25 protein-coding genes are annotated in these 22,252 nt (G+C 60.7%); 16 read left to right on the top strand and 9 right to left on the bottom strand.

Annotation, left to right across the window (positions count from 1 at the left end; all coding sequences use genetic code 11):
• Positions 1-34: 34 nt before the first annotated feature.
• Complete coding sequence (locus LMG28727_RS03235; protein WP_201640878.1) at positions 35-439, bottom strand: helix-turn-helix domain-containing protein; 405 nt, start codon at positions 437-439, stop codon at positions 35-37.
• A 651-nt stretch (positions 440-1,090) separates the two neighbouring features.
• On the opposite strand from LMG28727_RS03235, the gene LMG28727_RS03240 reads away from it, so the two are divergent.
• From LMG28727_RS03240 to LMG28727_RS03260, 5 genes are all read left to right on the top strand, one after another.
• Positions 1,091-1,303: a hypothetical protein gene (locus LMG28727_RS03240; RefSeq protein ID WP_201640879.1), complete on the top strand. Its 213-nt coding sequence runs from the start codon at positions 1,091-1,093 to the stop codon at positions 1,301-1,303.
• A gap of 41 nt (positions 1,304-1,344) precedes the next feature.
• Entirely contained in the window at positions 1,345-2,307 is a 963-nt protein-coding gene (locus tag LMG28727_RS03245; RefSeq protein WP_236591581.1) for a SphA family protein, read from the top strand.
• A gap of 123 nt (positions 2,308-2,430) precedes the next feature.
• Entirely contained in the window at positions 2,431-2,853 is a 423-nt protein-coding gene (locus LMG28727_RS03250) for a hypothetical protein (RefSeq protein WP_201640881.1), read from the top strand.
• Positions 2,854-2,894: 41 nt separating this feature from the next.
• Positions 2,895-3,506 (top strand): copper-binding protein, encoded by a 612-nt coding sequence (locus tag LMG28727_RS03255; RefSeq protein WP_201640882.1) that lies wholly within the window; start codon positions 2,895-2,897, stop codon positions 3,504-3,506.
• A gap of 83 nt (positions 3,507-3,589) precedes the next feature.
• Positions 3,590-3,823, top strand: a complete 234-nt coding sequence (locus tag LMG28727_RS03260; protein ID WP_201640883.1) for a hypothetical protein — start codon at positions 3,590-3,592, stop codon at positions 3,821-3,823.
• Positions 3,824-3,980: 157 nt separating this feature from the next.
• Here the strand turns inward: LMG28727_RS03260 and LMG28727_RS03265 are convergent, their stop codons facing one another.
• A complete protein-coding gene (locus LMG28727_RS03265; RefSeq protein WP_201640884.1) occupies positions 3,981-4,370 on the bottom strand; it encodes a response regulator in 390 nt (129 codons plus the stop codon).
• A 387-nt stretch (positions 4,371-4,757) separates the two neighbouring features.
• On the opposite strand from LMG28727_RS03265, the gene LMG28727_RS03270 reads away from it, so the two are divergent.
• The 3 genes from LMG28727_RS03270 to LMG28727_RS03280 all read left to right on the top strand — a co-directional run bounded on the left by LMG28727_RS03270 (position 4,758) and on the right by LMG28727_RS03280 (position 7,833).
• A complete protein-coding gene (locus LMG28727_RS03270; protein ID WP_201640885.1) occupies positions 4,758-5,510 on the top strand; it encodes an SDR family NAD(P)-dependent oxidoreductase in 753 nt (250 codons plus the stop codon).
• A gap of 289 nt (positions 5,511-5,799) precedes the next feature.
• Positions 5,800-6,978: an L-rhamnonate dehydratase gene (rhmD, locus tag LMG28727_RS03275; protein WP_201640886.1), complete on the top strand. Its 1,179-nt coding sequence runs from the start codon at positions 5,800-5,802 to the stop codon at positions 6,976-6,978.
• Between the two features lie 72 nt (positions 6,979-7,050).
• Positions 7,051-7,833, top strand: a complete 783-nt coding sequence (locus LMG28727_RS03280) for an SDR family NAD(P)-dependent oxidoreductase (RefSeq protein WP_201640887.1) — start codon at positions 7,051-7,053, stop codon at positions 7,831-7,833.
• Between the two features lie 15 nt (positions 7,834-7,848).
• Here the strand turns inward: LMG28727_RS03280 and LMG28727_RS03285 are convergent, their stop codons facing one another.
• Positions 7,849-8,847, bottom strand: a complete 999-nt coding sequence (locus LMG28727_RS03285; protein ID WP_201640888.1) for a LysR family transcriptional regulator — start codon at positions 8,845-8,847, stop codon at positions 7,849-7,851.
• Positions 8,848-8,986: 139 nt separating this feature from the next.
• Between LMG28727_RS03285 and rhaM the strand changes: the two genes are divergently transcribed.
• The 6 genes from rhaM to rhaS all read left to right on the top strand — a co-directional run bounded on the left by rhaM (position 8,987) and on the right by rhaS (position 15,067).
• Positions 8,987-9,310 carry an L-rhamnose mutarotase gene (gene rhaM / locus LMG28727_RS03290; protein ID WP_201640889.1) on the top strand — a complete coding sequence of 108 codons (324 nt, stop codon included), beginning with the start codon at positions 8,987-8,989 and terminating at the stop codon, positions 9,308-9,310.
• 90 nt (positions 9,311-9,400) lie between these two features.
• Positions 9,401-10,294 (top strand): amidohydrolase family protein, encoded by an 894-nt coding sequence (locus LMG28727_RS03295; protein ID WP_201640890.1) that lies wholly within the window; start codon positions 9,401-9,403, stop codon positions 10,292-10,294.
• A 71-nt stretch (positions 10,295-10,365) separates the two neighbouring features.
• Positions 10,366-11,895 (top strand): sugar ABC transporter ATP-binding protein, encoded by a 1,530-nt coding sequence (locus LMG28727_RS03300; RefSeq protein WP_201640891.1) that lies wholly within the window; start codon positions 10,366-10,368, stop codon positions 11,893-11,895.
• Positions 11,892-12,950: an ABC transporter permease gene (locus LMG28727_RS03305; protein WP_201640892.1), complete on the top strand. Its 1,059-nt coding sequence runs from the start codon at positions 11,892-11,894 to the stop codon at positions 12,948-12,950. Before LMG28727_RS03300 ends, LMG28727_RS03305 begins: the two co-directional genes overlap by 4 nt.
• Positions 12,943-13,959 (top strand): ABC transporter permease, encoded by a 1,017-nt coding sequence (locus LMG28727_RS03310; RefSeq protein ID WP_201640893.1) that lies wholly within the window; start codon positions 12,943-12,945, stop codon positions 13,957-13,959. Before LMG28727_RS03305 ends, LMG28727_RS03310 begins: the two co-directional genes overlap by 8 nt.
• A 100-nt stretch (positions 13,960-14,059) precedes the next feature.
• On the top strand, positions 14,060-15,067 hold the full coding sequence (rhaS, locus tag LMG28727_RS03315) for a rhamnose ABC transporter substrate-binding protein (protein WP_201640894.1): 1,008 nt from the start codon (positions 14,060-14,062) through the stop codon (positions 15,065-15,067).
• A gap of 59 nt (positions 15,068-15,126) precedes the next feature.
• Here rhaS and LMG28727_RS03320 read toward each other — a convergent pair whose 3' ends face one another.
• The 3 genes from LMG28727_RS03320 to LMG28727_RS03330 all read right to left on the bottom strand — a co-directional run bounded on the left by LMG28727_RS03320 (position 15,127) and on the right by LMG28727_RS03330 (position 18,280).
• A complete protein-coding gene (locus tag LMG28727_RS03320; RefSeq protein ID WP_201640895.1) occupies positions 15,127-16,275 on the bottom strand; it encodes a CmpA/NrtA family ABC transporter substrate-binding protein in 1,149 nt (382 codons plus the stop codon).
• 10 nt (positions 16,276-16,285) lie between these two features.
• The gene (locus tag LMG28727_RS03325; protein WP_201640896.1) at positions 16,286-16,861 is read right to left on the bottom strand and encodes an ANTAR domain-containing response regulator; all 576 of its coding nucleotides are present in this window, start codon (positions 16,859-16,861) and stop codon (positions 16,286-16,288) included.
• Positions 16,862-17,038: 177 nt separating this feature from the next.
• Positions 17,039-18,280 (bottom strand): cyanate transporter, encoded by a 1,242-nt coding sequence (locus tag LMG28727_RS03330; protein WP_328810084.1) that lies wholly within the window; start codon positions 18,278-18,280, stop codon positions 17,039-17,041.
• Positions 18,281-18,583: 303 nt separating this feature from the next.
• Here LMG28727_RS03330 and LMG28727_RS03335 point away from each other — a divergent pair, with 303 nt between their 5' ends.
• On the top strand, positions 18,584-19,327 hold the full coding sequence (locus tag LMG28727_RS03335; RefSeq protein WP_201640897.1) for a GntR family transcriptional regulator: 744 nt from the start codon (positions 18,584-18,586) through the stop codon (positions 19,325-19,327).
• Between the two features lie 351 nt (positions 19,328-19,678).
• Here the strand turns inward: LMG28727_RS03335 and infA are convergent, their stop codons facing one another.
• The 3 genes from infA to LMG28727_RS03350 form a co-directional block, all read right to left on the bottom strand.
• A complete protein-coding gene (gene infA / locus LMG28727_RS03340; protein ID WP_074769306.1) occupies positions 19,679-19,954 on the bottom strand; it encodes a translation initiation factor IF-1 in 276 nt (91 codons plus the stop codon).
• Positions 19,955-20,086: 132 nt separating this feature from the next.
• Positions 20,087-20,368: a hypothetical protein gene (locus LMG28727_RS03345; protein WP_201640898.1), complete on the bottom strand. Its 282-nt coding sequence runs from the start codon at positions 20,366-20,368 to the stop codon at positions 20,087-20,089.
• 602 nt (positions 20,369-20,970) lie between these two features.
• Positions 20,971-21,189: a hypothetical protein gene (locus LMG28727_RS03350; protein ID WP_201640899.1), complete on the bottom strand. Its 219-nt coding sequence runs from the start codon at positions 21,187-21,189 to the stop codon at positions 20,971-20,973.
• Between the two features lie 264 nt (positions 21,190-21,453).
• Here LMG28727_RS03350 and LMG28727_RS03355 point away from each other — a divergent pair, with 264 nt between their 5' ends.
• Entirely contained in the window at positions 21,454-22,098 is a 645-nt protein-coding gene (locus tag LMG28727_RS03355) for a helix-turn-helix transcriptional regulator (RefSeq protein WP_201640900.1), read from the top strand.
• The last annotated feature ends 154 nt before the right edge of the window (positions 22,099-22,252 follow it).

The raw sequence follows: 22,252 nt of genomic DNA on the forward strand, positions 1-22,252 counted from the left end.
GAAACACCGCGTTCCTTTCAATTAGCCGCACGCTTTATCGGCTCGATTTGGACAGGCGGTGTCCCAAGCCCAAATTAGTCGCCAGTTGCCAGGTATAGACACGGGAGTAACTCACGCCAAAGCGGGTCTTGATCAACTCACGAAGCCGCGCGTTGGTCCACGCATCGGTCGGGAAACCGTGGTCGCACGCAGAGCCGCTTAGCGCCGCAGCAATCCATTGCATCGCCGCACCGTCGAGTAATGGCGAACGGCCACCTACACTCATTTTCTGGAGCGCTTCGAGGCCGCCTTCCGCAATGATGTTGCGGTATTTGCGGACGGTGTCGGTCGATAAATGCAATGCGTCGGCTACCGCCGCGACCGATGCGCCTTCCATCAGCATCCGGCCGGCAGCCATCCGTCGCATGACGCTTGGCAGGTCTTCGGTTCGGGAGGGCATAGCCAACCTTCCTGGGAAGTCCGGGCACAAAAACATGGAATGCATACGCATTCCCCTCGTGTCTGATTCCAGTGGACCGTCAATGTCCTTCATGGGAGCGGATTAACATCTCGTCCGCCGATACTGAGGCAGCGACGAAAAAGTTTCTGACGCAATCCGAATATGAAACTACTAATAATCGCTTTTTGGCCTTGTGTGGCGTGTTTATGGTAAAAACAATCGACCTGCAAATTTAATTCAATAGGGCTATGATGCGTCCGCAAAATATTTGCACCGCGACAATGCACCAAGATAAACGATGGCTTAATAATTCAACATTACAAATTCATTGCTATCGTCCTTGCTATTCTCAAATACGTTTGCTAGCATCCCGTAACAGTTTGAAATAATCAGAACTTTACCAGCCTTAAGCCCGCACAGGTCGCCCGTGCGGTAGCCAACGTCTCTGCGAGGATTGCGTGATGGCTAGCTATTCATCTGTCTGCTGACGTTCGAACCAGCGTAGCGCATAGACTGCGTGGTCTTTGCGGCTTATTAGTCAAAATGAATGTTTACTGAATCGCATTTTGCGATGCGGGCGACGCTGTTCGTTATTTTTGGCGATGGGCATTATGCAACGGATTCCTTGGGCTTAAAAAAGATGGGATAAGGGTGGCAACAGCTATTATGTCGAGCGGCGGATTTTTAATGGCGGCCGTTCTGGCGGTTTTCGGCGAAAACGCATTCGCGCAAAGCGAAGCCGACAACCCGACAAAAAGCAATCCCCCGTTTAATCTGGCCCCGTCCCTTTGTGTTCAAAACTTTTTCGCGCCGAAGTATGAATGGCGCGACCTGATGCAGCCCGCAGGTTGTTTGGCGAAGTAGCGGCACGGAGTGCGCATCGACCCATCTCGCAGGAGACGGCCTTGGATAAACGGAATCGCTCTGTCAACAACCCGTTCTGGTGTGCGGTCACGACGGCAGGTGTGTTTGCGCTGACGAGCGCGCAGCCTGCATTCGCGACGGAGGGCGGCGTGGGGCGCCCCATTACAGGGCAGCAGGTGACGCCGTACGCAGGAATTGTTCCGCCCACGTCTGACTGGATCCTGTCGTTCACCTCTATCTACTACGAGGGATCGCTAGGCTCATCCAAAACTATTCCCGTTGCGGGAACGATAACGACGGGCCTGAACTACCAGGTGGTGTACGTGATGGCGAATGCGATCAAAACGTGGGGCATCACAGCGGGGGGATGGAATTTCGCGTCGAGCTTTGGCGTGCCGGTGCAGTACACGAACGCATCGAGCTTTAACGGCATACTGCCGAATGACCACGCGACCCAATTCGCCGACCTCTTTTTTACGCCGGTGGTCGCCGGATATCATTTTAGTCAGACCGACCACGTCGCACTGAGCGTACAGATCTACGCGCCGACCGGCGCATACAGTACCAGCCGGATTGCAAATGCCGGACAGAACACGTGGACGTTCACGCCGACCATTGCCTACACCCATCTGATTCCGTCGCAGAACATCGAGCTTTCCGCCAATTACGGCGTCGAGTTCTATACGGTCAACAACAAGACAAATTACAAAAACGCACCCGTCAGCGTGCTCGATCTACTGGCGCTCAAACGCTTCAGCAATGGCTGGGGCGTTGGCGTGGTGGGCGGCTGGATAGAGCAACTCGGCAACGACACAGGCGGCGTCGCGGATCTGATTGGCAGTACCAGTGGACACTCGTTGGGCATTGGGCCAATGGTCACGTGGTCGGGAAAAGTCAGCAAAACACCGGTTTCTGCGACGCTGCGCTGGGTCAACGAATTCGAAGCGAGCAAGCGTCCGAAGGGAAATGCCGTGCAGCTTTCCATTAGCGCGACTTTTCAGTAGCCGGGCAGGTGATTGAAATCGAAGTAGCGCGTAACGCCTGTACCTGGACGTCCAGCATGGCGTCGGAACAAGCCTGACAACAGGCTACGCGCTCGCAGGCTCGTAATTCAGCGGAGAAACCGGATGGATGCAACTCTTACAGCCCGATTGATCGACACGCTTGTGCGCACTGCCAGGAATCGCAGCGTTCTACCGTATTCGCGCTTTCACGCACTGTTTCCCAGTAACACACCGCTGACAGCCAGGAACGCAATACTCGACGAAGCATTACGCACTATCTGCCATGAGCAGGACGGGGACTATGGCGTGCTTCTCGCTCGGGACAATGGCTTGCCGGGTCCCGATTTCTTCAGGCGCTACCGGGTGAACCGGCGCACCGAGTACACCGGCTTAGTCGGCGATCCTCGATATCACAACGCGACAATGAAACAACAGCGGCTTATCGTAACTGCCGAACGGGACCGTGTGTATGAGCATGCGGCTAAGCACGTTCGCGACCGGGTAAAGCCCGCGGAAAGTGCGCGCTACGCAGTCAATGGCTTCTGAGATCTGCTTATATCAACGACGCAGTAAAAAAGGAGAGTTTCATGACTTGCCATGCATCGAAGCCGCGTTTGTACTCGCTGAAGACCGCCATCGCAGCGCTTGCGGTTGGCCTCGGCGCCGCCCACCCGGCTTTTGCTCAAGCGCCTGCATCGGAACCGGCTCCGCAAGCCGTGGGCGCAGCGGCGCTGGTCCATCTTCAGGCACGTGTCGTCGAAATCGACGCCGCTTCGAATAGCGTCGCGCTTCAAGGGCCTCAGGGTAATGTCGCGGTGCTGGACGTGAATCCCAGTGTGGCCGATGTGAAGAAGCTGCAAATTGGAGACATCGTCAACATTGCCTACCAGAAAGCCGTTCTGATCGGCGTAGACAAGCTCGCGCCGAATGGCATTCGCAAACGTATCGACACCGAGATCGCGCAACCGGCGTCGGGTGGGGTTGTGGCGTCGGCCCGTCGCGTCGAGGTGGTGGCGACGGTGCAGAGAATCGACCGCAAGCATCGCACGATTACGTTACGAGGACCGACGCGTACGGAAACACTCGATGTCTCACCAGACGTTGCACTGGATCAGATCAAGGTGGGTGACTCCGTAAGGGCGGTTTTCGTGACCGCTATTGCGGCATCCGTTGCACGTAATGGCGAGGACGTGAAGTGATCCATCAGGCGTGAACAAACGGTTCATGGCAGTTTGACGCTACCTCGCCGATGTCATCGGCGTATTGCGCGAAGGAGCATGAAATGGAAGAGGAACAATCGGACTCCACCGACGCGTCGACGCGCGGAAAGCTCCTTCGCAGCAAGATTCACGTTGGGCTGGCCGCGTTCGGTACGCTGGCTGCGGTCGCTGGAATTGCCGTTGCCATTAATGGTGGGCTCGAATTCAACCGGACCAAGGTACTGGTCGGCGTGGGCATCATCGTGGTGTCGACCATTCTTTATATCTCGATGCTTTTTATCGACGCGGCCGAATAGGCGGATTCGAACGCCTTGTCAGGAAAATGACGAATTGCCTGCTAGTTGTTGCAGGCCGGAATTACACGATGCGGCTTTACCGGCCGCGTGCGGAAATCCTGACCGGTGCGTGGGTTTTCCCGCAGGCGAAAGTGTTGCAGTAGCGCAAGGCTTTCGACTACGGCGTCCCGCCATGCTGCATCTGCCGATGCGTAACGTGGTCGGCGAGCAGTCGCCGCATCGTAGTCAATAACATGGCGCCATCTACAGGCTTGCGCAGGAACCCGTCGTAATTGATGAAAGCCGGCGGGCTGGGTTCGCCTGACACCAGAATGAACACCACGTCGGCCAGCCCGGGCAGATTGCGCAAGCGGTGACACAGTTCGCTTCCCGACATGACCGGCATGCGCCAGTCTGCGACGACGACGTCAGCGGGGGAGTCGATGAACATCGCCAACGCTGATTTGCCCTCGCTTGCGATTCTTACTTCGAAGCCGTCAGCGGTGCAACTTGCGCTCCATGCAGCCAGAGCTTCTGCGTCGTCGTCTACCAGTAGTACGCTTGCCATGCTTGATTTCCAGGTTGCCTGTCACGAGTTGGGCAGCCTGGGGCTAATCAAAGTTCAAGCAGTCATTCATCTGGAATGGCATTTTGTCGTTGTGCCACGCGCCAGCCCTGCGCTGACCACGACTCAATCGGGCCAGTAAAAATTTCAATTCGCGAAGGTCCGGTGTCGAACGGCACGTGGACTCCTGTCTGCATTGCCCCCGCCGTGACAACCCGCTAGCCGGCAGCGCGCACCTGCCACCCGATCCACTTTTGTTATCGCCCTCTTCAATACTCGAATTGTTAGCACATCGCCCCGCCCGTATATTGGCAGCAATCCAAGCATTCACTGCAGCATCACAACAACTCACAGAGGCACGCCGCTCAGGCGGCCCACAGGAGCACGGCGATGAATCAGATCGATCTGGAGGGGCGCGTAGTTGCCATTACGGGCGGTGCGCGCGGCATCGGCTACGCAGTGGCGCAGCGGGCGCTGAACTCGGGCGCGTCGGTGGCGCTATGGGATGTCGACAGCGAACGTCTGGCGAGCAGTCAGCGCGAGCTTGCCGAACTCGGCAAGGTGACAGCCGTCACCGTCGAACTGACTCAGGAAGCCGCTGTCGCGCAGGCCGTGGCACAAACTGTCGCCGATCATGGCGCAATCGATGTGCTGATCAACTGCGCCGGCATTACCGGTGGCAACGGCACGACGTGGGAGCTGGAACCCGACATGTGGCGTCGCGTGATCGACGTCAATCTGATCGGGCCGTATCTCACCTGCCGCGCGGTCGTGCCGCAAATGCTCAAGCAGGGCTATGGCCGGATCGTCAACATTGCGTCGGTGGCAGGTAAGGAAGGCAACCCGAACGCGTCGCACTACAGCGCGTCCAAAGCGGGGCTGATTGGCTTGACCAAATCGCTCGGTAAAGAACTTGCGACGAAAAACATTCTCGTCAATGCCGTCACACCGGCGGCCGCCAAAACCGAAATCTTCGATTCGATGTCGCAGCAGCACATCGACTACATGCTCTCCAAAATTCCAATGAACCGCTTTCTTTTGCCGGAAGAAGCGGCGTCGCTGATTCTCTGGCTGTCATCCGAAGACTGCGCGTTCAGCACGGCTTCGGTGTTCGATCTGTCCGGTGGCCGGGCGACTTACTAGGTCGATCTAGCGTCGACGCGGTAGCGGCAAGAGCATCACCCAACACAAGAACGCAAAGCGCGCCCAGGTAGCGTGCTTCGCGAAGGAGACGACATGGATCTGCACGCCAGGCGCGAGCAACGCAGTGTGCCGCGCGTTTGCATGGCGTCCGCCAGCGGAATCTCTCGTGTTCGTCACTCGTGCGCTGCTGCGCGAGAACGCCAGACCATCATTCCAGAACTTACTGCATCGCGCCCGCGAGGCGCATTGTCGACTGCACGTTCGACGCATCCATAACGGAGCCTTTCTCATGGCCATGCCTACTATCCGGCACGTGCGTGCCTTCATCGTCCGCGGTGGCGGTGCGGATTATCACGATCAACCGGGCGGACACTGGATCGACGATCACATCGCCACGCCCATGGCGCGTTATCCCGAGTACCGGCAGAGCCGTCAGTCGTTCGGCATCAACGTATTGGGCACGCTGGTTGTCGAGATCGAGGCGAGCGACGGCACAGTCGGTTTCGCGGTGACGACGGGCGGCGAGATTGGCGCGTTCATCGTCGAGAAACATCTGGCGCGCTTCCTGGAAGGACAACTCGTTACCGACATCGAAAAGATGTGGGATCAGATGTACTTTTCGACGCTGTACTACGGCCGCAAAGGCGTGGTGCTGAATACGATTTCGGGCGTCGATCTCGCGCTATGGGATCTGCTCGCGAAAGTACGTAAAGAACCGGTGTACCAGCTACTAGGTGGTCCGGTGCGTGACGAACTGATCTTCTACGCGACTGGCGCGCGCCCGGATCTCGCCAAGGAAATGGGCTTTATCGGCGGGAAATTGCCATTGCAGCATGGTCCGGCCGAAGGCGAGGCGGGTCTCAAGAAGAATCTGGACAAGCTCGCGGACATGCGCAGCCGTGTCGGCGACGACTTCTGGCTGATGTACGACTGCTGGATGAGCCTCGACGTGCCGTACGCGACCAAACTTGCCCAAGGCGCGCATGAATCCGGGCTGAAATGGATCGAAGAGTGCCTGCCGCCCGACGACTACTGGGGTTACGCCGAACTGCGCCGCAACGTGCCACGCGGCATGATGGTGTCCACCGGCGAACACGAAGCGACGCGTTGGGGTTTCAGGATGCTGCTGGAGATGCAGTGCTGCGATCTGATTCAACCGGATGTGGGCTGGTGCGGCGGCATCACCGAGTTGATCAAGATTTCCGCGCTCGCCGATGCGCACAACGTGATGGTGGTGCCGCACGGTTCGTCGGTTTATAGCTATCACTTCGTCGTCACGCGTCACAACTCGCCGTTCTCTGAGTTTCTGATGATGGCGCCGAAGGCCGATGAAGTCGTGCCGATGTTCACGCCGCTTCTGCTCGACGAACCGGTACCCGTGAACGGCAGAATGAAAGTGCCGGACACGCCGGGATTCGGCGTGCGATTGAATCCGGAGTGCGCGTTGGTGCGGCCTTATCCGCGTTGAAGCCAACGCCCGCATCGAATCGAGGTTCTCACCGCTTTCAGTATCCGGATTGACTCTGCAAAGGAGAATGACGTGCTGCTCAAGGACAAGGTCGTGATCGTCACGGGTGGCTCGCGTGGTATTGGCCGCGCGATCGCCGTCGCATGCGCCGCCGAAGGGGCGGACGTGGCGATCAACTACTGGGGCGATAACGACGCATCGTATGGACGCCGTTCCGCCGTCGCGGAAGTGGTTGCCGAAATCGAGGCGCTGGGGCGGCGCGTGATCGCGATTGAAGGCAATGTCGCCGCGCGCGAAACGGGTCAGGAACTCGTGCGTCATACCGTCGAGGCATTCGGTAAAGTGGACGTGCTCGCGAGCAATGCCGGCATCTGTCCGTTCCACGCGTTTCTCGACATGCCGCCGGAAGTGCTCGAATCGACAGTCGCGGTCAATCTGAACGGCGCGTTTTATGTGACGCAAGCCGCTGCGCAACAAATGAAAAAGCAGGGTACAGGTGGCGCGATTGTGGCGACGAGTTCGATTAGCGCGCTAGTGGGCGGCGGCATGCAGACGCATTACACGCCGACCAAAGCCGGCGTGCATTCGCTGATGCAGTCGTGCGCGGTGGCGTTGGGACCTTACGGCATTCGCTGCAATTCGGTGATGCCCGGCACGATTGCCACCGACCTGAACGCGGAAGATCTCGCCGACGAAGCGAAGAAAGCGTACTTCGAAAAGCGCATTCCGCTAGGCCGCCTTGGCCGTCCGGAAGATGTTGCCGATTGCGTGGTGTTTCTCGCGTCAGACCGCGCACGTTACGTCACCGGCGCGGCGCTGCTGGTCGACGGTGGTCTCTTCGTCAACCTGCAGTAACACGCAATGCCGATTTCAATGCGCCGGAGCCGGCACGACCAGCAAGTCCGCTTCGGGCGCGGCGGAATCGTCGCGTGTGAGCTTGCGCGAGAAACCGCGCAACAGGTCGATGAAACGCAGTGCGGGTTCCGCGAGCGTTTCTCCTTTACGCGTGAGAATGCCGAAGCCGGAGAGGCTCTTGCCGATTTCGAGCGGCAATGCGACCAGCAGCTTGCCGCGCAAATGATCGCGCACGACCGACTCGGGCAGCATCGCGACGGCATCGTAATTTTCGAGCAATTGCAGCGTAGCGAAGATCGACGCACATTCGGTGAGGTTCACCGGTGTGGCGAGTCCGTCACGCGCGAGTTCCTCTTCGAACAACACGCGCGCCGGACTGGTGACGGGTTGCGCCACCCACGGCCAGTCGATCAGTTCGCGCAATGTAATGCGCGAGCGCTGCGCCAGCGGATGCACCGAGCGCACCACGAGCAACAAGGTTTCACGCGCCAGCGGCTCGAAGCTGAAGTCGTTGTGCTGCAGCGGACTGGTCAGCCGGCCCAACGCGAGATCGACTTCGCGGCGATGCAGCAACTGGACGACCTGGTCGCTGGTCTCACCGAGAATGCGCACATTCAGCAGCGGGCTTTCGGTTTTCAATGCAGCGACCGACATCGCGAGCAGATCGGGCGCGGCGCCCATGATCGCGCCGACGGTCAATTGTCCGTGGCCGCCGCGTCGTTTGACGTCGAGGTCTTCGGCGAAGCGGGTCAACTCGGTCAGCGCGCGCCGGGCGTAGGCGAGCGTCACGACGCCAAGCGGCGTGGGCGTCATACCGCGCGCGTTGCGTTCGAACAGCAGAAAGCCGAACGCTTCCTCGATATCGCCGAGCATGCGGCTCGCGCTGGGCTGGGCGACATTGACGGCTTCGGCGGCCTGATGGAGATTGCGGGTGTCGTCGAGTGCGACGAGCAGCGCGAGGTGCTTGAATTTGAGCCGATTGACGAGTGCGACGGCAGCAGAATGTTGGCTCATGGAGGCGGTGCGATTCGGTTTGTGGATCGCCCAATCCCAACAACGGATTGAGATGCTATCGACGCAGGAATTATAGTCGCATCAGACGCGCCCAAGCTTGATAGGGAAAGCGCCCAGATACGACGGGAGACAGGCCGCAATGGAAACAATCGCTTTCCGCATGGTGCTCAACCCCGGCATGCGCGAGGAATACGAACGACGTCACGCGCAAATCTGGCCCGAGCTGGTTGATGCGCTGCACAACGCAGGGGTGCGCGACTACCGGATTTTCTTCGATCCGGACTCAGACCATCTGTTCGCGGTGCTGACGCGGACCTCCAATCACACCATGCAAGAACTGCCGCAACTCGAGGTGATGCGCAAATGGTGGGATTACATGGCCGACATCATGCACACGGCGCCGGATCACACGCCGCTTCAGCAATCGCTGGAGCCGGTCTTTCACCTGAATTCGCTGAGCTGACGGTTCGATGATGTGCGCCGGCATGCGCCGGTGCATGCAGGTATCGCTGAGTTGACCTCGAAGTGACTTTCACTGGACGGAGAGTGTTGCATGCAGGTTGTCGATTCACATATCCATTTGTGGGACCTGAAGACGCATCGTTATCCGTGGCTGGAAAACCCGGGCGTGTCGTTCGTCGGCGACGCGCGTGATCTGAAACACGACTATCTGCTCGACGATCTGCTGCGCGAAGCCGGTGATATCGACGTGTTGAAACTGGTGCATGTGGAAGCGAATCACGATCCCGCCGATCCCGTCGAAGAGACGCGCTGGTTGCAGTCCATCGCGGATCGTCAGGCGTCGCGCGGCATGCCGAACGCGATTGTCGCTGCTGTCGATCTGTCATCGCCGGATGCGCCGGCGTTGCTCGAAGCGCATGCATCGTTCGCGAATACGCGGGGCATCCGGCAGATTCTGAATGTGCATGAAGACAAACTGTTCGATTACGTCGGCCGTCATTTCATGCGCGAGCCGCAATGGCGTGAGAACTTTGCGTTGCTGCGCCGTTACGACATGTCGTTCGATCTGCAACTGTATCCGTCGCAAATGGAGGAAGCGGCCGCCTTGGCGCGTGTCCATGGCGACACGCTGCTGATTGTCAACCATGCGGGCATGTTCGTGGACCGCAATAGCGTGGCCGGATATCGCGCATGGCGTGAAGGCTTGCGCACGCTGGCGGGTTGCAAAAACGTGGTCGTGAAGATCAGCGGGCTGGCGATGTTCGATCATCAATGGACCGTGGAAAGCCTGCGGCCCTATGTGCTCGAAACCATCGATACGTTTGGCGTCGAGCGCGCGATGTTCGCGTCGAACTTTCCGGTCGATCGTCAATTCGGCTCTTACACGGACTTGTGGCGCGCGTATGCGGCGATTGTCGACGGTGCCAGCGTGAGCGAAAAAGAGGCGCTGTTTCGCCGTAATGCCGAGCGTTACTACCGCATCTGACAGGGCGTCTAACTGCATCGTCTAACGTAGCTGGCAGTCGTCGGAATTGCGAAACAAGAAGGAGACAGGCAGTGCAGCAAACACCATCCGCCGTGCCGCGGCTCGAACTACGGCATGCGAGTAAATCATTCGGCCGCGTACGTGCATTATCGGACGGCGATCTCGCGCTGTGGCCGGGCGAAGTCCATGCATTGCTCGGCGAAAATGGCGCAGGCAAGTCTACGCTCGTGAAGATTCTCGCCGGCGTGCATCAGCCGGACGGCGGCGAATTGCTGGTGAACGGCACCGCCAGCCGTTTCGCGACGCCCGCTGAAGCACGCGATGCGGGCCTCGCGGTGATCTATCAGGAACCCACGCTGTTCTTCGATCTGTCGATTGCCGAAAACATTTTCATGGGACGCCAGCCGGTCGACAGAATCGGCCGGATTCAATACGACGCGATGCGCCGCGAGGTGGATGGTCTGCTCGCGTCGCTCGGCGTCGATCTGCGTGCGGATCAACTGGTGCGCGGGTTGTCGATTGCCGATCAGCAGGTGATCGAAATTGCGAAAGCATTGTCGCTGAACGCAAACGTGCTGATCATGGATGAGCCGACGGCGGCATTGTCGCTCCCCGAAGTCGAGCGGCTCTTTGCCATTGTGCGCAAACTGCGCGAACGCGATGTGGCGATTCTGTTCATCACACACCGGCTCGACGAAGTATTCGCGCTGACACAACGCGTCACGATCATGCGCGACGGGGCCAAAGTATTCGATGGACTCACCGCCGATCTCACAACCGAATCGATCGTCGCGAAGATGGTCGGCCGCGATCTGGAAACGTTCTATCCGAAGGCCGACCGGCCACCAGGCGAAGTGCGCCTGTCGGTGCGAAACCTGACGCGAATCGGCGTCTTCAAGGATATTTCCTTCGACGTGCGCGCCGGCGAAATTGTCGCGCTGGCGGGGCTCGTCGGTGCGGGACGCAGTGAAGTCGCACGCGCGATCTTCGGTATCGATCCGCTCGATTCAGGCGAAGTGTGGCTCAGCGGTGAACGCCTGACCACCGGCCGGCCGGCCGCGGCAGTGCGGGCAGGCCTTGCGTTAGTGCCGGAAGACCGGCGTCAGCAGGGACTCGCACTTGAGTTGAGCATCGCCCGCAATGCGTCGATGACTGTGCTCGGGAGACTGGTCAAACACGGCCTTATTTCCACCCGCAGCGAGACGCAACTCGCGAATCAATGGGGCACGCGTCTGCGTCTGAAAGCGGGCGATCCGAATGCGCCGGTCGGCACGTTGTCGGGCGGCAATCAGCAGAAAGTCGTGCTCGGCAAATGGCTCGCGACAGGACCCAAAGTACTGATCATCGACGAACCCACGCGCGGCATCGATGTCGGCGCAAAAGCCGAGGTCTACAGCGCGCTCGCAGAACTGGTGCGCGAAGGCATGGCTGTTCTGATGATATCGAGCGAACTGCCGGAAGTACTCGGCATGGCCGACCGTGTGCTGGTGATGCACGAAGGCCGTATCAGCGCGGATATCGCGCGCGCCGAAGCTGACGAGGAGCGCATCATGGGCGCGGCGCTCGGTCAACCGCTTCCACCGTTGGGACACGCCGCATGATGCGCCATTCTTCAACTCATCCCGCACCGGTTCAGCCGCCGTTGCCGAAGCGCTCGGCCAGCACGCCGGGCGGCTTTGTGTCGAGCATCGCAAAGAGCCGCGAGACGACGCTGTTCGTCGTGCTGATTCTGTTGATCGTGGGCACGGGGCTCGCGAAGCCGCAGTTCCTGAATCTGCAGAATCTGCGTGACGTATTGCTGAATGTGTCGATTATCAGTTTGTTGACCGCCGGTATGACGGTGGTGATTCTGATGCGGCATATCGATCTTTCGGTGGGGTCGACAGTCGGCATTAGCGCGTATGCGGTCGGCGCGCTTTACGTCGCGTTTCCTCATATGCCGGTGCTCGTCGCGTTGGCGGCCGGGCTGGCGATCGGTCTCGTAGCGGGCGGCATCAACGCGCTGCTGGTTGCGGTGGGCCGCGTGCCGTCGCTGGTCGCCACACTCTCCACGCTGTACATCTTCCGTGGCGCGGATTACGCGTGGGTTCACGGCGGCCAGATCAACGCGACCAGTTTGCCCGACGCGTATTCGCGGCTTGCAACCGGCACGCTGCTCGGCATCCCGACACTCGCGTTGATCGCGATCGTCGTGCTGATCGGTCTGGCGGTGTACCTCAAGCAGTTTCGCGGGGGGCGTGAACACTATGCGATCGGCTCGAATCCCGAAGCCGCGCGTCTTGCCGGCGTGAATGTCGAGCGTCGCGTGATGTCGGGCTTTCTGCTGTCCGGCGCGATTGCCGGTTTCGCGGGCGCCTTGTGGCTGGCCCGTTTCGGCACCGTCGACGCGAGCACGGCCAAGGGCATTGAATTGCAGGTCGTCGCCGCGGCCGTGGTCGGCAGTGTTGCGATTACCGGCGGCGTCGGCACGATTCTGGGCGCAACGCTGGGTGCGCTGGTGCTCGGCGTAATCAGTATCGCGCTGGTCGTGCTGCACGTATCGCCATTCTGGGAGCAGGCCATTCAGGGCGCGCTAATCGTCGCCGCGATTACCGCCGATACCTTGCTGGCCCGCTCCGTTGCCAAACGCATGATGAGGAAACGCGATCATGGCTAAACCCGATTCCGCGCTGCTGACGCGCAAACGCGAAACGCCGTTGCAATGGGAAGTGTTGCTGGTGATCGTGCTGGTTCTGTCGCTCGTGCTCGGGCGCGTGCTGTCGCCGGTGTTTCTCACGGGCGCGAATATGAGCAACATTCTGGCCGATCTGACCGAGATCGCGTTGATGGCGTTGCCGATGACGCTGATCATCGTCGCTGCTGAAATCGATCTTTCCGTGGCGTCGGTGCTGGGTGCGTCGAGCGCATTGATGGGCGTGTTGTGGCATATGGGCTTGCCGATGCCCGTGGTGATCGTGCTGGTCGTGATTGCCGGTGCGTTGGCGGGCCTGCTGAATGGGCTCGTGATCGTCAAATTGAACCTGCCTTCGCTCGCGGTCACGATCGGTACGCTGGCGCTGTTTCGCGGCCTCGCGTATGTGTTGCTCGGCGATCAGGCCGTCGCGGATTTTCCGGCCGGTTACACGGCGTTCGGCATGGACACGCTCGGCTGGAGTTTCATTCCTCTGCCGTTCGTGATCGTGATTGTCGGCGCGGTGGTGTTCACCGTGCTGTTGCAGTCCACCGCGTTTGGCCGCAGCCTCTATGCGATCGGCGCAAATCCGACCGCCGCCGCGTTCTCCGGCATCGAAGTGGCGAAGCTCCGGCTGCGTCTGTTCGTGCTGTCCGGCGCGATGAGCGCATTGGCGGGCGTGGTCTACACGCTGCGCTTCACCAGCGCACGCGGCGATAACGGGGAAGGCTTCGAGTTGTCGGTCATCGCTGCCGTGCTGTTCGGCGGCGTGAGTATTTTCGGCGGACGCGGTTCGATGATCGGGGTTCTGCTGTCGCTGCTGATCATCGGCGTGCTGAAAAATGCGCTGACGCTCGACGATGTCTCCAGCGAAACGCTGACTGTCGTCACCGGGGTGCTGTTGCTGGCCTCGGTGTTGATACCGAACCTGGTTGCCCGCTGGCGGGCCGCGCGCGACCGGCGCTTTATTGCGAAGTCTGCTACCTCTTTATAACGCTGTTTTTCATGTTGTCTGCGAGCTGTCTACGAAAAGAAAGTCCAACGACTGATAACCCGGACATCACCACGTCCAACAACAAAGCAGGAGACGCTTCATGTTCAAACCTCTAGGTCACACTGGTAAAGCCGCGCTTTGCGTTGCGTTGATTGCGATGAGTTGCGCTGCATCGGCCGCCGATCTGAAAAGCGGTCTGAAGATTGCATTCGTGCCGAAGCAGATCAACAACCCGTACGAAGTGATTGCCGACAACGGCGGCATGGCCGCGATCAAGGAATTCGGCGGCGTGGGCAAAGTGGTGGGGCCGTCGGATGCGGGCGCGTCGTCGCAGGTGCAGTACATCAACACGCTGATTACGCAGCATCAGGACGCGATCGTGATCGCGGCTAACGATGCGAACGCCGTGGTCCCGTATCTGAAGAAAGCGATGGGGCAGGGCATCAAGGTCGTCACGTTCGATTCGGACACCGCGCCAGAAGGCCGTCAACTGTTCGTCAATCAGGCCAACGCGGAAGGCATTGGACGCGGCCAGGTGCAACTGGTGTCGAAGCTGATGGGCGGGGAAGGCGAGTTCGCCGTGTTGTCGGCGACGCCGAACGCGACCAATCAGAACACGTGGATCAAGTGGATGCAGGAGGAATTGAAGAAGCCGGAGTACTCGAAGATCAAGCTCGTCAAGATCGCCTACGGTAACGACGACGATCAGAAGTCGTTCACCGAGACGCAGGGTCTGTTGCAGGCGTACCCGAACCTGAAGGCGATTGTTGCGCCGACCACGGTCGGTATTGCCGCAGCAGCACGCTATATCTCGACGTCGTCGAGCAAGGGCAAGGTGGCCGTGACCGGTCTCGGCACGCCCAACCAGATGCGAGCTTTCGTCAAGAACGGCACCGTGAAAGCGTTCCAGTTGTGGGACCCGAACCAGCTCGGCTATCTCGCGGCCTATGCGGCGGCGGCCTTGTCGTCCGGCACGATCACGGGTAAGGAAGGCGAATCGTTCGATGCAGGCAAGCTCGGCAAGCGCACGATCGGGCCGCAAGGCGAAATCATTCTTGGACCGCCGACTACGTTCGATGCCAGCAATATCGACAACTTCAACTTCTAAACGCGAGCGCTGTGCGTGATACGTGAAAGGCCTCGGGCAACGAACTGCCCGAGGCTTTTTTATCGGTGAATCGTAAAACGCTGGGCGTACGCCGTGGCCTGCGCACCGCTGCTCCAGACCTCTCCATCGATCAACGTGCGTGCCGGCTCCCCATCGGGCACCGCCACGTTCACGCGCGCGGCCGCCTCACGATACAACTGCGTCTGATTGATCTGTGCCGCAATCTGCGCGTAATCCGTACGCGCGTCGATCATGCCCCAGCGTTCGAACTGCGTGAGAAACCACGCGCCTTCGAACGGATACGGATAGTTGACCGCACCGTCGTCGAAGAAACGCACCGGCAAGCCCGCTTCGACAGCGGCGCCTAGTCTGGCTGCAATCAGCGCCTCGTCAATGCCGATGTAATCGGGCCGCGCCAGCCAGCGCGCAATTTCATCGCGATGTCCCGCACCGTCCAGCCAGCGACACGCTTCCAGCATTGTCTGAACGAGTGCGCGCGTCGTATTCGGATTGGCGTCGACGAAATCGCGGCGGCACGCCAGCACCTTCTCGGGATGATCGGGCCACACATCGCCCGTTTGCGCGACGGTTCTGCCGACACCTTCCGCTTCGGCCATCGCATTCCACGGTTCGCCGACGCACAGGCCGTCGAGTTTGTCGTCGGCGAGCGCGGCGACCATTTGCGGCGGCGGAATCACCACGCTTTCAATCTCGCGTAATGGGTCGACGCGTTGCGACGCGAGCCAGTAGTACAGCCACATCGCGTGCGTGCCGGTCGGGAACGTCTGCGCGAAAACGGGCTTGCGACCGAGTGTGGCCAGCGCCCTGGGCAGCGTGCCGTGTTCGGCGAGCGCATCGGCGAGACGGTTCGACAGCGTGATCGCCTGGCCATTGCGGTTGAGCACCATCAGCACGGCCATGTCGGTTCGCGGACCGCCGAGGCCGAGTTGCACGCCGTAGACGAGTCCGTAAAGCGCGTGAGCCGCATCGAGATCGCCGGACAACAGCTTGTCGCGCACGGCGGCCCACGACGGCTGACGGCATAACTCGAGCGTCAGCCCATGCGCGTGGCCGAATTCGAGCAGCTTGGCGGCGACGAGTGGCGCTGCATCGGAGAGCGCCACGAAGCCGAGCCGCAAATGCGTCTTCTCGAGCGGACCCGAGGAGGACGACGCGACGGACGACGCAGCGGAAGTGGCAGAGTTCATGAGCGGCGCTTCATTTAATCGAGTCGGCCAACGCGACGATCGCGCGCGCGACTTCGGCGAGTTTGACGCCCTGGTTCATTGCGCGTTTGCGCAGGTTCGCATAGGCGGCGTGTTCGGTGATTTTCTGCTGATCCATCAACAGACGCTTGGCGCGGTCGATCAGCTTGCGTTCGGCGAGTTCGTTTTCGACTTGCGCGAGACGTTCGCGCAACTGCGATTCCTGCGCAAAACGCGCGAGTGCGACTTCGAGGATCGGCGCGAGCCGCTCGGTGGCGAGCCCTTCGACGAGATAGGCGGTGACGCCCGCGCCGACTGCGTCGCGAATCAGTTGCTGGTTAGCATCGTGACTGAACATCAGCACCGGGCGCGGCGCGGTCGCGTTCATCACCGCGAGTTGTTCGAGCGTGTCGCGCGACGGCGATTCCGTATCGATGATGATCACGTCGGGCCGCTCAGTCTGCACCACGCGATGCAGCGCCTGCGGGGTGGCGGTGCCGGCCAGCATCTCATAGCCGAGCCGCGCGAGGGCATCGCGCAGATCGCCGATGGGCTTATCTGTGTCGGTAACGAGGAGAACGCGCAGCATGAGGAGGTTTTATGACGACTGGCCACGTTAAAAGCAATAAGCACGCCAGAAACTCCGCCCTGCCACGACCGTTATGCAATCATCGACTTACTGCCAGCGAGGGCCTGTGCGCCTGCACCCGCACGGGGCATGCGCGGCCAATGCACCGAGGCGGCGCACGTCGGCGGCATCAGGCAATCAGCGCCAGCGCCCATAGCTGCGCGGCGAAAACAGCAGCGTGACCGCCATCATCGCGACAACGCAGACCGCCAGCATGACCCACGCGGCGCCGAAACCGCCGCTCCAGCCTCGCACGATGCCGGCCACAACGGGCGCCACGGCCGCCACGATGAAGCCGACACCCTGCGTGAACGCGACGAGCTTGCCGGCCACGCGGTGATCGTGGGCGTGATCCATCGCGGTCACGAGTGTCAGCGAGAAGGTCCCGCCCAGGCCCGCGCCTGCCACGCCTACCCAGATCAACGGGGCGCTGTCGGGCGAGATGATCAGGCCCAGCAGTCCGATGAGTTGCGCGGACAATCCCAGCATCAACCATGGCCGGCGATCGCGGAAGGAGGCGGCGGCCAGTGGCAATAACAACGCGGCCATCGCCTGAAAGACCGTCATGCCTGCGAGCAGCGAGCCGCTTGTGGCGACGCTCGCGCCGTGCTGCTGGTAAAACGCCGGCAGCCATGCGACAAGGCTCGTATAACCGCCGTTGACGATGCCAAAGTACAGCCCGAGGGTCCAGGCACGCCGGTTGGTCCAGAGGGAAGGCGTCGCGGATTGCACGTTCCTGACTGGCTGCGCTGGCGCAAGGTGGGGTCGCTGGCGATTCAATGCCCACCAGCCCAGCAGCGCGACGCACGCTGGGATCGCCCACATTGCAAGACCCGCGTGCCACGACTGCATCGTGCGACTTACCCAGGGGCTCAAACTCGCGCCCAGCCCGCCGCCGCCCATGATCGACGCCGAGAACACACCCATCGCCAACGGCACACGCGCGTGAAATCGCTGCTTCATGACGGCGGGAAGCAGCGCCTGGATCGCCGCGACACCCGCGCCCGCGAGGATCGCCGTCGCGAGCAACGCGCTGCCGCTCGTCGCCGCCCATCGAGCCGCGCAGGCGAGCGCAATGGCAATCAGTCCGAGCGCGACGCCGCGTATCTCGCCGATGCTGCGGCTCAGTGCGCCGGCGCCAAATGCGCCAATGCCCATCGCGACCACTGGCAGGCTGGTCAGCAGCGACGCACCGTAAAAGCTGAGGCCAGTAGCGTCGCGGATGGTGGTCATCAACGGGCTGATCGACGTCAGAAGCGGACGCAGATTGATACTGATCACGACGATTGCGCCGAGCCAGACGACGTCCTGCCAGTTCAGCGCCGTGGTGGTTGGGTCGGCGGAAACATGGGAGGAGGTGGCGCTGGATTGCGAATTCACGGATAGACCTTTGAGTTGGCGGAAACGTAACGCGATGAGCCGGGCAGTGACCGGCCGGATGAGCGCGAAAAGTCGAGCGCGGCAAGCGGGGACGACTTCGCTTTACTCGGGATCCGGATTCAATCACGCCGCATCACGGCATCGGAAAATCCTGGCGACGGGAATTTTGGTCAACCATAATAACCTGGAATGGTTAACCATTTGATCAATGTCCGGTATAGCTCACGGCATAAGCCGATGGCGTGGTCCATCGGCGGCCGCTAGAATGCCCGCCGATACCGCACTGTTTACGCTCACTGAACCATGGCCACACGTACACGGCGCTCACCGTCAATCGACACCGACATGCCCATTCCCGCTGCAAGCGAAGACGATCCGGTCAGCGTCGAAGAGCGCATTTACACGTCGATTACCACGGCGTTACTGCAAGGCCGCCTGCGGCCAGGCGCGCAACTAGTCGAGCGCGATCTTGCTGCGGCGTTCGGCTGCACGCGCGGCGCGCTGCGCAAGGTGCTGGCGCGACTGGGCTTCGAGGGCAAGCTGAGGCTGGCGGCGAACCGCGGCGCGTTCGTGCCGTCGCCGTCGGAAGAGGACATCCGGCAGGTGTATCGGGCGCGGCAGATTGTCGAGGCGGGAATCGTGGCGGCTTTGTGCGGCGGCTTGGGCGCTGCGCACAAGCGTCGGTTGCGTGTGCATGTGCGCAGCGAAGAAAAAGCGTTGCGTTCAGGTTCCATTGAGGAGTGCGTGCGCCTCGCCGGCCAGTTTCATGTGCTATTGACCGAATTGGCCGGTGGCACCGAATTGCTCGGGCTGGTCGGGCAACTGGTTGCGAAGACCGAGTTGTACAAGGCGTTGTTCGACCCGTCGAAAGGATCAACCTGTTCTGCAGACGAACACACGCAAATCATCGACGCGCTCGACGCCGGTGACCTTCATGCGGCCTTGGCGGCGATGCGCGAGCATCTGTCGGAGTTGGAAGAGCGGGTGGTCGAGCAGGTGCGCAAAAGCGCCGCCGGAGAGGATCTCGGGGCGGTGTTCGGCGTGTAAAAAGGCAGGGTGCTACGACGAGCGGGAAATGCCCGTCGGCAAAGCGACGGCGCTAAAACAGCGCGCCGGGTCATGCATGCAATGTCGCAAACCGATAAATTGGCCAAGGCGGCCAAAATCGACCCAAGCGCCAGCCGTAGCTGGCCTGAGCGTGCGATGCCGGTGCGTGTGAGCCCCGTAAGCGACTCATCATGAACACAGCGTGCAGATAAAACTCAGACGACGCCGCAGCGCGCCGTCCAAGCCTGAATCAGCAGATCAGTGAACCTGGCCGGAAGAGGCGCGCGAAAGGCCTCGCTTACCACTTTCACGCAACGACCGTGCAACGCGCGGTCTGCGTGCCGTCAAACCTTAACGGCGACGGAATTGCGAATTGGCCGGGCGAGGACCACCGCCGCCAGCACGTTCGTCTTTGTGACGGAAATTGATCCGGCCTTTGGTCAGATCGTAAACCGACAATTCCAGCGTCACACGGTCGCCCGCGAGAATACGGATGTGGTTCTTGCGCATGCGTCCGGACGCGTAAGCGCCAACCACGACGCCGTTGTCGAGCGTCACGCGGTAACGGCTGTCCGGAAGTACTTCGTCGACGATACCGTCAAGTTCAAGCAGTTCTTCTTTCGCCATGCATAACTCCTGGTCGATGGGATAAGGGTAGCTGGTCCCCGGAAAATCCAGGTGGCACAGCATTGAATCGGTTTGCAGTGGCTTTTAAGGCCCGCTGCGCGGCGGCATCAGCCTTCAGGCTGATAATACCGCTCAAAGATCGGCGACAGACTGGCCGTCTACGCGGCCGTCGATCAGTTGCTCGGCGTGAACCATGCACGCAATGCGTGCCTTGCCCGTGCCGTCGAACGGAAACAGGTACTGCAGACGAAACACGCGCCCGTCGGCCGCCGGATTGGCGCCCACGCGGCAGATGCGCACCGAAGCATCGTAGCCTGCGTCGGGGTTGCGGCTCGTCTGACCGTCCGCCGGGCGGCGCGGATAAACGAGCGGGTGAATCTCATAACCCTTGTACGTCTTGACAACTGAATTCATAAAGCTCGTGTCCTGTATTACGTGGCTCGCATGTCACGCGTGTTACGCGCGGCAAGACAGGCCGGGCAGCGCAGCACCTGAGGGGCGCGCCGCCATGGAAAAAGGTTGGCACAGGCCCGATGGCAAGGGCTTGAGCGCGACCGCGCAAACTCGCGGATTCGATGGAGAAGAAACACGCTGATGTCGCGCAGACATCGGGCGCGTACAAGCTGAACACTCAGCTGCACAACTCGCGACGGCGAATGCATGCGGCGCATTGCCGGAGTGACGGGATCGCCGACGAGCGGCGGTCGAACAGTCGGGGGTGGTGCGGAGATGCCGGTTTGAGACTGCCCGCGGTTGCCCGCAGTTGCCAAACTGCTGTTGCCAGATACTGCCGGTGCTACGAATGCGGGGCACAACTATTCCCCATATGATGCACTAAATGGGCTTAATTGGATAGCAAAAACTTCCGGGCAAGCGCACACCTCCCGCCAGGCGGGGCTTCAGGTGCGGTGCCGCGTGCTGTTGACGGCGCGCCGCGCATCAGCGGATGCCGGGCAGCGGACGCACCGCGATGGCGCGGGCGCAAATCGCCGGAGAGGCGGCCGCCCGCTGCCGTGTCAGCGGGAGGTTTCAGCAACGCGCTTCTGCAATTCGCGCGACGCCGCGAGCGGAATGCGCGCGTCGTCCCATTTGGCCAGCCATTCGACTTCCTTCGACGTGAAAACCTGGCCGTAATTTCGCAGCGCGTACTGCAGCGAGTCGATGATGTGATTGCGAATGATCTCCGGCGTGCCCTCGTCGTCGAGCACGGCGCGAAACGCTTCGAGCGTGGCCATCTGTTGCTCCATGAAATAGATGGTTCTCTTATCGCACGAAAAAAAAAGCGTCGCCACGTGGACAAAAATCGCGGCGAACGTGAAGCGAGTGTGGGGGTGTTTGCATCGCGCTCGCGCCGCGCGCTTGCCACCAGAACCCGTTAGCCGTGCATCGAGCGCGCATCGAGCACGCTGCAGAACCAGCACCGCCGCTTTTTTGAGCGCGCGAGCGGCGCAGAGGTCGCCGTGGCGGGGCGACGTGGCTACAATGTCGAGTCGATTTTAATGCGCAAGACCAACGTGCCTCCTGTGAAAGACCTGCTGCTGGAGCGCTACGCTCCGATCGCCGACGGCATCGCCGCGCTCTTCTACCCATGCGCCGAAGTGGTGATTCACGACTTGCGTCAACAGACCGTTGCGTATGTGGCCAACAACCTGTCGAGGCTCGAAGTGGGTAGCCGGTCGGTGCTGGACGACGTGCTCTTTGCGGCGCGCGGCCGCATGATCGGTCCATACGAAAAGCTCAATTGGGATGGCCGGCGCATGCGCTGCGTGAGCAACATCCTGTTCGATGACGACGGCAAGCCGGCGGGCATGCTGTGCATCAACTTCAATATCGCCGTGTTCGAGGACGTGCGTTCGACGCTCGATCTGTTCATCAAGGGCGGCAGTCTGACGGATGCGCCCGCCGAAGACCTGTTTCGCGACGACTGGCAGGACCGCATCAATACGTACCTGCACAACTGGTTGCGCGAGCGGCAGATCGGCATCAATGCGCTCACGCGCGAACACAAGCGCGAAATCGTCGAGGCGCTGCATGCGCAGGGCGCGTTTCGCGGACGCAGTTCCGCGAACTACGTGGCCGCCGTGCTGACGATGGGCCGCGCTACCGTCTACAAGATTCTGAAACAGATGAAAGAGGCGGGCTAAGGCTGCGGCAGAACGCTTTCCCCGAGCGTGGGTCATGGCACGTTGCGGGGAATGTGGCGATCGATCAAGTGTTCCGACGCGACAAGCGAGAACGGCTTCCTGGCAGAGGCCCAGAGACCCATTACGCTAATGGCCGCACTTGCCGCACTTGCCG

The organism is Paraburkholderia metrosideri (assembly GCF_904848625.1).
Lineage (GTDB): Bacteria > Pseudomonadota > Gammaproteobacteria > Burkholderiales > Burkholderiaceae > Paraburkholderia > Paraburkholderia metrosideri.

What these genes read in the sequence shown, in the direction of transcription:
- rhmD (WP_201640886.1), top strand. Translation starts at nt 5,800, where the DNA reads ATGGCCATGCCTACTATCCGGCACGTGCGTGCCTTCATCGTCCGCGGT.
- LMG28727_RS03255 (WP_201640882.1), top strand. Translation starts at nt 2,895, where the DNA reads ATGACTTGCCATGCATCGAAGCCGCGTTTGTACTCGCTGAAGACCGCC.
- LMG28727_RS03270 (WP_201640885.1), top strand. Translation starts at nt 4,758, where the DNA reads ATGAATCAGATCGATCTGGAGGGGCGCGTAGTTGCCATTACGGGCGGT.
- rhaM (WP_201640889.1), top strand. Translation starts at nt 8,987, where the DNA reads ATGGAAACAATCGCTTTCCGCATGGTGCTCAACCCCGGCATGCGCGAG.
- LMG28727_RS03335 (WP_201640897.1), top strand. Translation starts at nt 18,584, where the DNA reads ATGGCCACACGTACACGGCGCTCACCGTCAATCGACACCGACATGCCC.
- LMG28727_RS03250 (WP_201640881.1), top strand. Translation starts at nt 2,431, where the DNA reads ATGGATGCAACTCTTACAGCCCGATTGATCGACACGCTTGTGCGCACT.
- LMG28727_RS03345 (WP_201640898.1), bottom strand. Translation starts at nt 20,368, where the DNA reads ATGAATTCAGTTGTCAAGACGTACAAGGGTTATGAGATTCACCCGCTC.
- rhaS (WP_201640894.1), top strand. Translation starts at nt 14,060, where the DNA reads ATGTTCAAACCTCTAGGTCACACTGGTAAAGCCGCGCTTTGCGTTGCG.
- LMG28727_RS03260 (WP_201640883.1), top strand. Translation starts at nt 3,590, where the DNA reads ATGGAAGAGGAACAATCGGACTCCACCGACGCGTCGACGCGCGGAAAG.
- LMG28727_RS03265 (WP_201640884.1), bottom strand. Translation starts at nt 4,370, where the DNA reads ATGGCAAGCGTACTACTGGTAGACGACGACGCAGAAGCTCTGGCTGCA.
- LMG28727_RS03310 (WP_201640893.1), top strand. Translation starts at nt 12,943, where the DNA reads ATGGCTAAACCCGATTCCGCGCTGCTGACGCGCAAACGCGAAACGCCG.
- LMG28727_RS03350 (WP_201640899.1), bottom strand. Translation starts at nt 21,189, where the DNA reads ATGGCCACGCTCGAAGCGTTTCGCGCCGTGCTCGACGACGAGGGCACG.
- infA (WP_074769306.1), bottom strand. Translation starts at nt 19,954, where the DNA reads ATGGCGAAAGAAGAACTGCTTGAACTTGACGGTATCGTCGACGAAGTA.
- LMG28727_RS03320 (WP_201640895.1), bottom strand. Translation starts at nt 16,275, where the DNA reads ATGAACTCTGCCACTTCCGCTGCGTCGTCCGTCGCGTCGTCCTCCTCG.
- LMG28727_RS03235 (WP_201640878.1), bottom strand. Translation starts at nt 439, where the DNA reads ATGCCCTCCCGAACCGAAGACCTGCCAAGCGTCATGCGACGGATGGCT.
- LMG28727_RS03325 (WP_201640896.1), bottom strand. Translation starts at nt 16,861, where the DNA reads ATGCTGCGCGTTCTCCTCGTTACCGACACAGATAAGCCCATCGGCGAT.
- LMG28727_RS03295 (WP_201640890.1), top strand. Translation starts at nt 9,401, where the DNA reads ATGCAGGTTGTCGATTCACATATCCATTTGTGGGACCTGAAGACGCAT.
- LMG28727_RS03285 (WP_201640888.1), bottom strand. Translation starts at nt 8,847, where the DNA reads ATGAGCCAACATTCTGCTGCCGTCGCACTCGTCAATCGGCTCAAATTC.
- LMG28727_RS03305 (WP_201640892.1), top strand. Translation starts at nt 11,892, where the DNA reads ATGATGCGCCATTCTTCAACTCATCCCGCACCGGTTCAGCCGCCGTTG.
- LMG28727_RS03355 (WP_201640900.1), top strand. Translation starts at nt 21,454, where the DNA reads ATGCGCAAGACCAACGTGCCTCCTGTGAAAGACCTGCTGCTGGAGCGC.